The 12,551-nt window shown below is 63.2% G+C and carries 14 protein-coding genes; 6 read left to right on the forward strand and 8 right to left on the reverse strand.

Going from position 1 to position 12,551, the window contains the following annotated elements; genetic code table 11:
* The first annotated feature begins 15 nt into the window (after window positions 1-15).
* Window positions 16-1,194 carry an OpgC family protein gene (locus tag FJV83_RS05700; RefSeq protein WP_095770456.1) on the forward strand — a complete coding sequence of 393 codons (1,179 nt, stop codon included), beginning with the start codon at window positions 16-18 and terminating at the stop codon, window positions 1,192-1,194.
* Between the two features lie 8 nt (window positions 1,195-1,202).
* On the opposite strand, the gene FJV83_RS05705 is transcribed toward FJV83_RS05700, so the two are convergent.
* Window positions 1,203-2,279, reverse strand: a complete 1,077-nt coding sequence (locus FJV83_RS05705; protein ID WP_142884763.1) for a substrate-binding domain-containing protein — start codon at window positions 2,277-2,279, stop codon at window positions 1,203-1,205.
* 358 nt (window positions 2,280-2,637) lie between these two features.
* Here FJV83_RS05705 and FJV83_RS36340 point away from each other — a divergent pair, with 358 nt between their 5' ends.
* A complete protein-coding gene (locus FJV83_RS36340) occupies window positions 2,638-2,787 on the forward strand; it encodes a hypothetical protein (protein ID WP_095770454.1) in 150 nt (49 codons plus the stop codon).
* Window positions 2,788-2,804: 17 nt separating this feature from the next.
* On the opposite strand, the gene FJV83_RS05710 is transcribed toward FJV83_RS36340, so the two are convergent.
* Entirely contained in the window at window positions 2,805-3,170 is a 366-nt protein-coding gene (locus FJV83_RS05710) for a DUF423 domain-containing protein (protein ID WP_142884762.1), read from the reverse strand.
* Between the two features lie 24 nt (window positions 3,171-3,194).
* Window positions 3,195-4,448: a multidrug efflux MFS transporter gene (locus FJV83_RS05715; protein ID WP_142884761.1), complete on the reverse strand. Its 1,254-nt coding sequence runs from the start codon at window positions 4,446-4,448 to the stop codon at window positions 3,195-3,197.
* Between the two features lie 117 nt (window positions 4,449-4,565).
* Here FJV83_RS05715 and FJV83_RS05720 point away from each other — a divergent pair, with 117 nt between their 5' ends.
* Window positions 4,566-5,231, forward strand: a complete 666-nt coding sequence (locus FJV83_RS05720; protein ID WP_095770451.1) for a GntR family transcriptional regulator — start codon at window positions 4,566-4,568, stop codon at window positions 5,229-5,231.
* Window positions 5,232-5,333: 102 nt separating this feature from the next.
* Complete coding sequence (locus FJV83_RS05725) at window positions 5,334-5,594, forward strand: DUF982 domain-containing protein (RefSeq protein WP_010915577.1); 261 nt, start codon at window positions 5,334-5,336, stop codon at window positions 5,592-5,594.
* A 54-nt stretch (window positions 5,595-5,648) separates the two neighbouring features.
* Here the strand turns inward: FJV83_RS05725 and FJV83_RS05730 are convergent, their stop codons facing one another.
* On the reverse strand, window positions 5,649-5,795 hold the full coding sequence (locus FJV83_RS05730) for a hypothetical protein (RefSeq protein WP_142884760.1): 147 nt from the start codon (window positions 5,793-5,795) through the stop codon (window positions 5,649-5,651).
* Between the two features lie 196 nt (window positions 5,796-5,991).
* Between FJV83_RS05730 and FJV83_RS05735 the strand changes: the two genes are divergently transcribed.
* On the forward strand, window positions 5,992-6,978 hold the full coding sequence (locus FJV83_RS05735) for a glycosyl transferase family 90 (RefSeq protein WP_142884759.1): 987 nt from the start codon (window positions 5,992-5,994) through the stop codon (window positions 6,976-6,978).
* A gap of 3 nt (window positions 6,979-6,981) precedes the next feature.
* Here FJV83_RS05735 and FJV83_RS05740 read toward each other — a convergent pair whose 3' ends face one another.
* A complete protein-coding gene (locus FJV83_RS05740) occupies window positions 6,982-8,025 on the reverse strand; it encodes an aldo/keto reductase (protein ID WP_142884758.1) in 1,044 nt (347 codons plus the stop codon).
* A 281-nt stretch (window positions 8,026-8,306) separates the two neighbouring features.
* Here FJV83_RS05740 and ppk2 point away from each other — a divergent pair, with 281 nt between their 5' ends.
* Complete coding sequence (ppk2, locus tag FJV83_RS05745) at window positions 8,307-9,227, forward strand: polyphosphate kinase 2 (protein WP_095770448.1); 921 nt, start codon at window positions 8,307-8,309, stop codon at window positions 9,225-9,227.
* A 139-nt stretch (window positions 9,228-9,366) separates the two neighbouring features.
* Here ppk2 and FJV83_RS05750 read toward each other — a convergent pair whose 3' ends face one another.
* The 3 genes from FJV83_RS05750 to FJV83_RS05760 all read right to left on the reverse strand — a co-directional run bounded on the left by FJV83_RS05750 (window position 9,367) and on the right by FJV83_RS05760 (window position 12,402).
* Window positions 9,367-10,014: a dihydrofolate reductase family protein gene (locus FJV83_RS05750; RefSeq protein WP_142884757.1), complete on the reverse strand. Its 648-nt coding sequence runs from the start codon at window positions 10,012-10,014 to the stop codon at window positions 9,367-9,369.
* Window positions 10,015-10,402: 388 nt separating this feature from the next.
* Window positions 10,403-11,434 carry a porphobilinogen synthase gene (hemB, locus tag FJV83_RS05755; RefSeq protein ID WP_142884756.1) on the reverse strand — a complete coding sequence of 344 codons (1,032 nt, stop codon included), beginning with the start codon at window positions 11,432-11,434 and terminating at the stop codon, window positions 10,403-10,405.
* 146 nt (window positions 11,435-11,580) lie between these two features.
* Complete coding sequence (locus FJV83_RS05760; protein ID WP_142884755.1) at window positions 11,581-12,402, reverse strand: DUF2066 domain-containing protein; 822 nt, start codon at window positions 12,400-12,402, stop codon at window positions 11,581-11,583.
* Window positions 12,403-12,551: the final 149 nt, after the last annotated feature.

The raw sequence follows: 12,551 nt of genomic DNA on the forward strand, positions 1-12,551 counted from the left end.
TGAGGCCTTTTGTCGATGACTACCCCTATTTCGCCCCAACGCGATACGCGTATCGATGTGCTGCGCGCGCTGGCCCTGATCATCATTTTCATCGACCATGTGCCCGGCACGGCTTTCGAAACCCTGACCTACAAGAATTTAGGTTTTTCGGACGCGGCCGAGGCTTTCGTGCTGATTTCCGGCATCTCGGTCGCGCTCGCCTACGGCACCAAGTTCCGGCCGGGTGGTCGGCTTCTGGCCACGTTGAAGATGTGGCGGCGCGCAGCCGTGCTCTACGTCGCCCACATCGTCACCACGATGGTGGTGATCGGCTTGTTCTGCACCGTGGCGGTGTTCGCCAGGCGCCCGGAGCTGCTGAAACTGATCAACATCGAGCCATTGATGAAGAACACGCCGGAGGTGCTGGTCGGCATCGTCACGCTCGGCCATCAGCTTGGCTACAACAACATCCTGCCAGTCTACGCCGCGCTGCTCTTGATGGCTCCGGCCTTCGTCCTGCTCATCAGCTACCGGCCTGCCGCGGCACTTGCCGCGTCCGGTGCGCTGTGGCTCGTCGCCGGCATCTGGCAGATTGCCCCGCCCAATTATCCCGAGCCCGGCTTCTGGTTCCTGAACCCGCTGTCCTGGCAGTTCCTGTTCAACATCGGCCTTGCCGCCATGCTGCATGTCAGGCGCGGCGGAGTCATTCCGGTCAACCGCTGGCTGGTCGGCGCGGCCGCGGCCTATGTGGCGACGGCGCTGGTCTGGGTGCACAGCCCGCTTTGGGGGCAGATAACCTGGTTCAAGCTTCCCGTGGTGCTCGGTGGCTTCGACAAGACGTTCCTGTCGCTGCCGCGGCTGTTGCATATACTGGCGGTCAGCTACCTCATCGTCGCCTTGCCGGCGCTGTCGAACCTGTTCCGCACCAGCCCTGATCACCCGCTGGCGATACTCGGCAAGCGCTCTCTGCCGGTCTTCATCGCCGGCACGGTGATCGCCATGGTCGCGCAGGTGATGAAACTGATCAATCCGGGCGGGCTTGCCTATGACACCCTGCTGCTGTCGGCCGGCATCGCCATGCAGTTCGCGCTGGCCTTCTATCTCGAATGGCTGTCGGCCATCGGTGGCTTGGGCAAGGTTCGCGCGCCGCAAAAGGACATCACGCCGGTGCGTGCGTCTTTCGGCATCTCGGCGGTAGCAAGGGCCAATCGCTGAGGGGCGGTTCAGCCGCGCGGGGGAGCCGACGAGGCGCGCACGATCAGCTCGACCGGCAGCAATTGCCGGCTGACCTTGCCGTCGCTCTCCAGGATCGCCTTGACGGCAAGGCGGCCCATTTCGGCGATCGGCTGGGCGATCGTGGTCAAGGGCGGCTCCGACATGGCGGCTTCCGGAACACCGTCGAACCCGACGATGGAAACATCGTTTGGGACGTTGACCTTGCGTGCGCTCAGCCATTCGAGCGTCACCAGGGCTATCTTGTCCGACATCGCTAGGATGGCCGTGGGCGGCTCCTTGGCGGCGAAGATGGTTTCGAGCGCCGCTTTCGTGCTGGCCGCATCGTTGGCGGTCTCGTAGACGGGCACCTTGGATGTGTCGATGCCGACCCGCGAGAGTTCCTGGAGATAGCCGGTGAGGCGGTCGCGCGTTCCCGCATAGGTCGCGGATCGAACCTGCTCGGGTGAAACGAGCCCTGTCCTGCCGTCGGCAAAAGGCAGTGCCAGGACGGCGAAGCGGCGATGTCCGAGATCCGTCAGATGGCGAGCCGCCAGGCTGGCGCCGGCGATGTTGTCGACGCCGATCGCCGCTACCGCCCCATCCTCGGAGTCCAGGTCGAGCGCCACGAAGGGCAATTTGCGCTCGCGTGCCAGTTCCACGAGGCGCGAGCCGCCTTCGATGCAGAAGACGATGAAGCCGTCGACCAAGGCGCTCTGGATGTTCCAGGCCAGTTGTTCATTGTTGGCGGCCGAGACCAGGGAGATGCCGGCTCCCGTAGCGTCGCAGGCCTGCGAGATGCTCGCCATCATGACGCGCGCGAAGGGATCGTCGAAGAAGTAGGAGAGGGGTTCGGCCGTGGCAACGCCGATGGCGTTGACCTTGCCCGCCCGCAACAGGCGGCCCTTGGGATCCGGCCCGCCATAGCCCATCGCCTCGGCCGCCGCCTTTACCCTTTCGCGGACTTCCTCGCGCACGATCTCCGGGCGGCTGAAGACATTGGATGCGGTGCCGTGCGAAACACCGGCGGCCTTGGCGATGTCGGCCAGCCGGACGGGTCTTCGATTGCCTGCGGTGAGTGACGCCATTGTGCGTGCCTCCTGACATGCATTTAGCACGTTCCGGATTTGCATCTAGCATTTTCGTTGGATCGATTCAAATTTTGCTTGACCGAAGATGCCTTGAGGACTATATTTGAATCGATCCAAACTGCAGATTTGCCTCTGCTGAGTGACAAGGAGGAGGTAGCCATGCATCCCGTCAATTATCTGTTCGAAGACATCTACCGCAACGGCTGGCGGATCGGATCCGCCAACAGCTCCAGGCGCCGGGGCAGGACCGGCCCTTGGATTCGCGATCTTCGCTTCCTTGTGGAGCGCAAGTGCAGCTAAGCGACGCATTTTTTGCTCACTGATTGGATCGATTCAATTGAAAGGGAGAAGAACCATGCATCCCATCAAGCATTTGTTCGAGGACATCTATCGCAACTACTGGGGCATCGCCCCGGCCGCCGAGCGGCCGAGGGTGCGGCGCCTGACGAAGCCGGCCGCGCGCAATCGCGATCTTTGGGTACGTACCGAACGTCCCAAGGATTGATACCCGCGTAGTCGGTCTCAGGAACGCGGACGCACCAGGGCGGAGATCGCTATCCCCAGCCAGCCGGCGATGAGCAGGGTGCCTCCGATTGGCGCCGACATCGGAAACAGTCTCGATCCGAGGAAATCGCGGGCGAAGAGATCGCCCGCGAAAAGCAGGAGCCCGGCAAGCAGGACGAGGCTCGCGATCCGCAGGCAGCGATTCGCGCCGATGAGGCCGACGGCGAGGAAGACAGGCGCGTGCATCAAGAGGAACGACGCGGCCGTGCCGGTAAAGGCGCCGCCGCGGTGCGCGGCCGCTGCCGACAGCGCCACGCCCGCCGCGCCGGAGAGACCGCCGGCAAGCACGAGGAGGCGGCTGGCGCTTGGTTCGGCGGAATTCATGTCGGCCAGCTCCCTCTAACGCTCTCAGGACTCACTTGCTTCCAGTGCCATATGCCGTATGCGCCGCGACTGGACGATCCAGTTGTAGACGGCGCCGCCGGCCATCAGCGCCGATGTGCCGAGAAACACCGCCCGCATGCCGAAATGACCGCCGACGAAGCCGCCGGTCAATGGTCCCGCAACCTGCCCGACATACTGCGCCGAGATCGCCAGGCCAAGCACATTGCCGCCGACGCCGTCCGGGATGTTGTGGCGGATGACGCTGGTGATGCAGGGCAGCAAGCCGCCGAGCGCCAGACCCATCAGGAAGCGCAGGCCGATCAGTTGCCAGCCATTGGTGACGAAGGCTTGCGGTATCAGCAGCAGGGCCGAGACGGTCAGCGCCCCGACGACGACGTTCCAGTGACCGACGCGGTCAGCGAGCTTGCCGAGCCAGGACGCCGACAGGATGGTGCCCAGCGCCGCCGCCGACATCACCACGCCGGCGACCATCGTCACCCGGCTCTGATCCTCGATGAGCTGCTGCACATAGACGGTGATGATCGGCTCGATCGACATGTTGGCGAAGGCCAGCAGCATACCGGTTATCAGCATGGCCACGACCGGGCGCTTGTCTGGAATCCGTGACCAGCCGCTTTTCGGCCTGGCGCCAGATCCCGCCTTTACCGGCTTCGGGCGCGGGGTCTCCTTGATGAGGAAGGTCGTTGCCAGGAAGGCAAGGAAGATGACGCCGCCGGACAGAAGGAAGGTGGCGCGAATGCCGATCACTGGCGGCAGCGCACCGCCAAGCAGGGGCCCGACCAGCGAGCCCGCCGTTATTCCCGCAGACAGCACGCCCAGCGCCCAGCCGGAACGGTCCTTGGGCGTCTGCATGGCCACCAATATGGTTGACCCCGAGGAATAGCCGCCGGCAAAGCCGATCAGCAGGCGCAGCAGCACCAGTTGCCAGACCGTCTCGACCATGCCTGTCAGCGACATGCAGATCGCCATGCCGAAGCTGGCGCGCACCAGCATCACCTTGCGGCCGTAGCGGTCGCCCAGCCGTCCCCACAAGGGCGCGACCAAGGCCGCGGCGAAGAAGGTGGCGCCATAGGCGATGCCGGACCATTGCACGATGGCGGCATGGCCTTGCGCGCCGAGCTGTTCGACGTAAAGCGGCAGGAAGGGCAACAGCAGGGTCATGGCGATGAGCGTGCTGAACGAGCCACCGAAACAGACGGCGAGATTGCGCCGCCAGTGGATGTTGTAGCCGCTCTGTTGCGTGTCTTCCTGTGTCATGTCCTGCCTGCCCGATATCAGCGCTTGTTGCGGATACCATTTTGGGATACCAAACTGGTATCCGTCATGAACTCCAACCCGGCTGCTGTCAATGCGGCTTCGGAACAAGGAAGCGCTATGTCGCAGATGCAGAATGTCGAACGGCAGTTGCGCGAGATGATCCTGGGGCTTGAGATCGGTCCAGGCGAGAAATTGACCGAGCGTTGGATCGAAGGCCGCTTCGGCGCCTCGCGCACGCCGGTCAGGGCAGCACTTCTGCGGCTGGAGACCGAGGGGCTGGTCGGCAGGGATGGCCGCGGCTGGACGGTATCGCCCATCAACCTTGCCGAGCTCGAGCAGATCGCGGTCTATCGCGAAGCAGTCGAGGTCGCGGCTGTCCGGCTGACATGCACGCATGCCGAAAGCAGCACCATCGACGTGATCGAGGCGATGCTCGATTCCTGCGACGACAATACGCCGCGCGAGGAGTGGCATCGTGTCGGCATGGATTTTCACATCGAGCTGGCGCGCCTGTCCGGCAACGAATTTCTGTTCAGGGCGGTGCGCGATGCCATGACGCGCCTGTCGCGCGCTCGCTGGCTGGAAGTGCGTGACGAAGCGGCCCTTGGTCGCGCCTGGGCCGAACACCGCGCCATTCTGGCCGCGGCACGCCTTGGCGATGCCGATGAAGCGGCCCGCCTGCTTTCTGCGCACATCGTCGGCAGCCGCGACCGGCTGGTGACGTCGCTCGCCAACGACCGGCGCGGCCTTCGCGCCAGGGGATTTGCCGTCGTCGCTGCTTAGCGCCGCTATGGGGCAGGGCGCTCGCCGGCAAAAACAGGCGACGCCTCGCGCCAAGCGCACTTTCGGCCTCGCTTCACGGACGCCGATGGCGTAAGAGCGGCGATGGAAAACAACCGATTTGAAACACCAGTGACCGTCAAGTCCGTCACGGCGGGAAGCACCCAGCTCTTGCGAACGGCCCGCGAGGCATCCGAATACCTCCTCAACAGCTGGCCAGGCAAGCGCAGTCCCAAGCATCGCGCGGCGCTGCAGGCCTGCCACGACGCACTGGCCGGCGACAAGCCGGCGATGAACGCGCGGCGCGCCTTTATCGCCGCGGCGCGCGAAGTGGACGTTTTTGTCAGCGACAAGGCTCCTGCCTGACGCAGGACCACAGCCTGGATTGACGCGAGGCCCGCATATGCGGGCCTTTTGCCGTCATTCCGGCGTTTCGTTTTCGATCTCTGCCTCGGGCTTGGAACGTTCGCGCGCGGCAACCTTGGCCGCCAGCTTTTCGGCTTTCTTCGCCGCCTTCTGCCGGTCGCGTTCCTTGCGTTCCTGATCGTAGTTTGGTGCTCGTGCCATATCGGCTCCTTTTGACCTGCCTTGCGGCTCCGACCCTGCCTAGGAGCATTAGCCGTCAAACACAACAGCTGAAACGACAGTGCACGGGCGCGGCCCCGGAGATCGAGGGGCTTGCCAGATCGGCGCCATAATGATGTAGGAAACGCGGGGCGCCAGCGTATTTGAGTGCTGCCCGTTTGTTTTGACCAAGTGAATCATGGCTACAATTGCGCGGACGTCGGCACGGGTTTTCTACTATGCGCGAAACGTCGTGCGCGATGTCATTCCCCAAGCCCTGTTCCGCCGCAGGCTGGCTGCTCGCCTCGAACAGGCCATGCGTTCCGACGAGGCGGCGCGGCGGCGGTTGAACTACTACAACAAGCTGCAGGACGGTTTCGCGCCAAGCGCCAATGCGGTGCGCATCAGCAAACTGCCGTTCACGCCGACCATGTACTATTACGACCTGAAGGAATTCGCCCGCTATTTCGATCCCGGATTGCTCATCGACGTCGAATTCGGCGACGTCAGGGACGTGCCGAAGGTGCCGACGATCGTCAAGGATAGGCCGATTCGTGATGACGACCAGAACGCGGTCATCATGAAGCTCGACAAATTCCGTCACTTCCAGATGCCGGCTGACACCATCTCGTTCGCCGACAAGTTGTCTATGGTGGTCTGGCGCGGTGATCTCAACAATCCGATCAGGACACGGTTTCTGCAAGCGGTGCGCGACCTGCCATTCTGCGATGCCGGCTCGCACAAGCCGAACGCACCGGCCGAATACGCCAAGCCCTTTCTCAGCATCAGCCAGCACCAGCGCTACCGCTACATCGTCTCGCTCGAGGGCAATGACGTGGCGACCAACCTCAAATGGATCTTGAGCTCGAAGTCGCTTTGCCTGATGCCGCCGCCGACATACGAGACATGGTTCGCGGAGCGCCAGCTCGAGGCCAATGTCCACTATGTGCCGCTCGATCCGGATTTCGCTGATCTCGACGAAAAGGTGCGCCATTTCGAACGACATCCGGCGCAGGCAGAGCGCATCATTGCCGCGGCCAATGCCTATTGCCGGAAATTCTCCAATGAGCGAGACGAGCAGGCGATCTCCCTGCTCGTGCTCTACAAATACTTCGTGCTCAGCGGCCAGATCGAGCCCGATCCCGAGCTCTGGCGCTTCATCGAGGGCAAGCGCGCCTCCGCCTGATGGTCAGATGACGCTGCGGTCGAGAACCGTGTCGGCAGGGCCGAAGCGATCCTTGGCCGTCAATTGCTGGTGCCAATAGGGGTAGAGCACGGGCGGCCGGCTGACCGCGTCGAGGCGCTGGCGTTCCTCAGGGCTGAGCGCCAGGCTTGCGGCCGCGAGATTGTCCTTGAGCTGGGCATCGTTGCGGGCGCCGATCACCAGCGAGGAGACAGCGGGACGGCCGAGTAGCCAGGCCAGCGCCACCTGCGCGGCCGATACGCCGCGAGCCTTGCCGATCTCGACCAGCACATCGACGATCCGCCAGAGCCGGTCCTCGTCGCGGATCGGCGGCTCGGACCAGCCGGCGAGTTGCCGTGCGGTCGGGCTGTCGCGGTGGTATTTGCCGGACAGCAGGCCGCCGGCGAGCGGGCTCCAGACCAGCACGCCCAGCCCCTGGTCGACCGATATCGGCAGCAGTTCATATTCCGCCTCGCGTGCCTCCAGCGTGTAGTGGATTTGCTGGGTGACGAAGCGCTGCTGGTGACGGCTGTCGCTGACGCACAGCGCCTTCATCACCTGCCACCCGGACCAGTTGGAGCAGCCGATATAGCGCACCTTGCCCTGGTTGACCAAAGTGTCGAGCGCCGCGACCGTTTCCTCGACCGGGGTAAGCCCGTCCCACTGGTGGACGAAATAGATGTCGATGACGTCGGTCTTCAGCCGCTTCAGGCTCTTCTCGCATTCGCGGATCAGGTGGTGGCGCGACAGGCCTTCGTCGTTCGGTCCACTGCCGATCCGCATGCGCGCCTTGGAGGCAATCAGCACGTCGTTCCTGCGCTTGCCGCCGAGTGCCTCGCCGATGATCTCCTCCGACAGGCCGTTGGAGTAGACATTGGCCGTGTCGATGAGATTGATGCCGGCATCGATGCACATGTCGATCATGCGCTTGGCTTCGCCAAGATCGCTGTTGCCGACCGCGGCGAAGGGCCCGGTGCCGCCGAAGGTCATGGTGCCCAAAGTCAGTGTCGAAACCTTCAGGCCGGAACGGCCAAGGATGCGGTATTCCATGTCAGTCCTCGCGATTGCGTTAAATGGGGGCGGGGCCAAAGGGCAGCCCGGAATGCGACAGAGGATTTGTAGGACAATTCGGCCGGCTTGTCGCCATGCCATGGCGATGGATCGATTGGACATGGCGGACGCCGCTGCGGCCGCTATAGCGTCCGCCTGCAATAAAACCGTCACTGCCGCTCTATATTGAGGTCGGCTCAGGTGTTTCCCTTCCAGGCCGCTAGCCAGCAATTTGGGGCGCCGTATGGGAACCGACAGGGCTTGCAAGCGGAGCAGTGCAAATGACTGAGCAAAGACAGAATTCTCCCGCCAAGGACTGGCTCGAAGCCGAGCTCGCCGACACGCTCGACGAAGACTATGAGCTCGAAATGTCGGAGCCGGCGCTGTCGATGGAGATCGCCAAGATCTACAAGAACGCGCATCCGCCTTCGATCGACCGCATGCAATATTTTCGCGACCTGATCACCTTGCAGTCCGAACTGATCAAGCTGCAGTCCTGGGTCGCCTATCATAAGAAGAAGCTGGTGGTGATTTTCGAGGGCCGCGATTCCGCCGGCAAGGGCGGCGTCATCAAGCGCATAACCCAGCGGCTCAACCCGCGCATCTGCCGTGTCGTGGCGCTGCCGGCGCCGACCGAGCGCGAGAAGTCGCAATGGTATTTCCAGCGCTATGTCCCGCACCTGCCGGCGGGCGGCGAGATCGTGCTGTTCGACCGCTCCTGGTACAACCGCTCCGGCGTCGAGCGGGTGATGGGCTTTGCCGATGCCGGCCAGGTCGAGGAATTCTTCCGCGACGTTCCCGAGTTCGAGCGGATGCTGGTGCGCTCCGGCATCACCGTGGTCAAATACTGGTTCTCGATCACCGACGAGGAGCAGCAGATGCGCTTCCTGATGCGCATCCATGACCCGATGAAGCAGTGGAAACTGTCGCCGATGGATCTGCAGTCGCGCGTGCGCTGGGAGCAGTACACCAAGGCCAAGGAAGAGACCTTCGCCCGCACCAACATTCCCGAGGCGCCCTGGTTCATCGTCGAGGGCAATGACAAGAAGCGGGCGCGGCTGAACTGCATCGATCATCTGCTCAAGCAGATGCCGTATGAAGAGGTGCCGCACGAGGAGATCACGCTGCCGGAACGCGTCTTCAACCCAGAATACGAGCGCCAGACGCTGCCGCGCGAGCTCTACGTGCCGGAGAAGTATTGAACACCTTTTCCTTCTCCCCGTTTTACGGGGAGAAGGTGCCCGAAGGGCGGATGAGGGGCGGCGCTGACTTCGATCGTTGGCGTTGCGCAGCCAATCCTGTTCTGATGAAATTGCCGCTGGCGGGGAGAAAGCGCTGTAACTACGCCCGCTTGATCACCACATGCGTGGCAAGCGCCGTCGCCACCTGCTCGGTGCATTGATAGCCAAGCCTCAACATATCCAGGCCGGCGAAGAGGTGCTCGCCCTTGCCAAGCAACACCGGCGAGATTGCCAGATGCATCTCGTCGATCAAGCTCTCCTGCAGATATTGCCGGATGGTGGCGACCCCACCACCGATCCGCACATCCTTGCCGCCGGCCGCCGCCTTCGCCTGCTCGAGCGCCGAATGGATGCCGTCGGTCACAAAATAAAAGGTCGTGCCGCCTTCCATCGTGATGGGTGCCCGCGCGTGGTGCGTCAGCACGAACACCGGCACATGGTAGGGCGGGTTGTCGCCCCACCAGCCCTTCCAGCTGTCGTCAGGCCATTCGCCGCGGATCGGCCCGAACATGTTGCGGCCGAGGATCCAGGCGCCGACATTTTCGAAACTGCGCGCCGCGAACGCCTCGTTGATTTCGGTGGTGCCGCCCTCTTGCCCTAGCACCATCTCACGGAAGGTGCGGGTGTCGATAAACCACTTGTGCAAGGATTCCCCGCCGATGCCGAGCGGATTTTGCAGATCCTGATCGGGGCCGGCGCCATAGCCGTCGAGCGATAGGGTGAATGCGTTGACACGCAGCATGGACATGAAAGCCTCCTCGATAACCAGTTGCGTTTTGCAATCGGTTGTTGTTTAGCAAACCAATTGCAAATTGCAAGCGCTATTTTCTAAGGGGAAAAAGACACATACCCGGATCTCGCCTCCAAGCGATGTCCCTATCGTTTCGTGACGATCGATTCGGATCACAACCGGCCGCTGGGACGGCCGCCGATCGCCCGACGGGTGAAGCGGGTCAGGACGTATCCTCTGGAGGCGTTCGCCATGCCTCCTGGCGACGTGCGGGCTGCCGGCCGTCTCCGGCCGTGCGGCTATCATAGCCGGGGCTGCCGGTTTTTGTCTGCGGGAATTCGAAAGAAATGCCGACCGGTCGAAAGATTGGTGACGTCTACTGAAAGGCTTTGCCGGCCAGGCCGGACTACCCCTTCAGCATTTCGGCCACTTCGGGCGCGAAATAGGTCAAGATGCCGTCGCAGCCGGCGCGCTTGAAGGCGAGCAGCGATTCCAGCATCGCCTTCTCGCCGTCGATCCAGCCATTGGCTCCCGCCGCCTTGATCATCGAATATTCGCCCGACACCTGGTAGGCGAAGGTCGGCATCTGGAATTCGTCCTTGAGCCGGCGGATGATGTCGAGATAGGGCAGGCCGGGCTTGACCATCAGCATGTCCGCGCCCTCGGCGATGTCCTGCTCGGCCTCGCGCACCGCCTCATCCGAATTGGCGTGGTCGATGTAATAGGTCTTCTTGTCGCCCTTGAGCAGGCCTGCGGTGCCGACGGCCTCGCGATAGGGGCCGTAGAAGGCCGAGGCGAACTTCGTCGCATAGGACATGATCGCGACGTCCTGAAAACCGTTGGCGTCGAGCGCGTCGCGTATGGCGCCGATCCGGCCGTCCATCATGTCGGATGGCGCGATGATGTCGGCGCCGGCCGCTGCCTGGATGACGGCCGCCGCCGCGACCTGTTCGACCGTTTCGTCGTTGACGATGATGCCGTCGCGCAGGATGCCGTCATGGCCGTGGCTGGTGAACGGGTCGAGCGCCGCGTCGGTGATGATGCCGATCCCGGGCACCGCGTCCTTGATCGCGCGAGTGGCGCGGTTGATGATGTTTTCCGGGTCGAGAATGTGCGAGCCGGTCTGGTCGCGCAAGGCCAGTTCGACATTGGGGAAGGTGGCGAGTGCCGGAATTCCGAGCCTGGCCGCGCGTTCGGCCTCCTTGATGGCAAGATCGACCGACAGGCGGAAGACGCCAGGCATGGCGGCGATCGGCTCGCGCACATTCCTGCCCTCGACAACGAAGATCGGCCAGATCAGGTCGTCGACCGAAAGCCTGTGCTCCTGGACCAGGCGGCGCGACCAGTCGGCCTTGCGCATGCGGCGCAGGCGGCGGCTGCCGGTCACGTCGTCGACGCTGCGCGCGCCGGCTGGCTTTGTCGGGGTGAATTTGTTCATGGCCAATACTCCGGATCAGCAGGTTTTATCACGAGCCCTTGCCGCTGACCAATGCGACACGATTGTGCCAGGCCGAAGCCGCCAATCTCCGCCTTGTGGGCAGATCGGCAAAGCCGAGATGGGCGCGTCCCGCCATATCTATCCGGTCAGGGCTGCCCATTACCCGAAAGAACCTGCGCGGCGCCGCCAATTGCCACGCGGAACGCCTCGTCGAAGCTGACGCCACGCACCCGCCAGCGATAGCTCTTGCCGTGATCGGCCAGGCGCCAATCGGCGATCCACCCGAGATCCTTGTCGCTCCAGACGATGCTGCCAGCGAGCGCTTGCGCGCCACCGGCCTGTTTGGCCAGCAGATCCAGCCTTGCCATGTCGTCGGTGCGCAGCCCTTTTTCGCCCAGCTCGGCCAGCTGTACCGCCTTCGGAAATACGACATGCATCAACAGCGGATCGGTGGCATTGGCGAAAGACTCGCGCATCGTCTTGCCACGCTCCTCCTCGGCGCTGAGCGCGAAATGCCTCGCGCCCTGTTCGACGGTGAGAAAGACGGCGAGCGTTGGCCGTTCGCCAAGCCAGGGCTTGCTGCCAAGCTGCGCGAGCAGCTTGTTGACCGTGGCGGGCTTGTAGAGACAGTTCAGATCATGCGGCCGGTCATGCGTGCCTTGCTCGTCATGGATCGGAATGCCCTCCAGCCGGTCATGGTAGCGGAAGGAGTCGACAAAATCGCCTGCCTTGTCGCGCAGAGCCGCCATTTCGGGTTTCTCCAGCAGGCGTTGATCGCCTGAAACCCTGACCAGAACCCGGTCCAGGCAATCCTTGAAGCCTATCCGGCGGTTCACCTCGCCCTGGCCGGTGACGATGGTCCGCGACTGGTAGAGATCGTCGGTCGTGATGGCCAATGCGGCACGAGGCGCCAGGCCAGCGATCATGACCCCGATCGTCAAAAGCACGGCACGAAGAAATTCGGGCATGGCCAGCTGTTCCCCGACGCCGTCTGTGCGCGATATCGGCGCGTCGCTTGCAACGGCGGCGATCTTCGTAGCACCGCCCGCCGCCGGTCGCCAAGACCACGGCGCGGAGGCTGCTGCCATTGACGCACCCATGCGCCGCCTTTAGCACT

Origin of the sequence: Mesorhizobium sp. WSM4307 (genome assembly GCF_007003945.1) — a bacterium.
GTDB lineage: Bacteria > Pseudomonadota > Alphaproteobacteria > Rhizobiales > Rhizobiaceae > Mesorhizobium.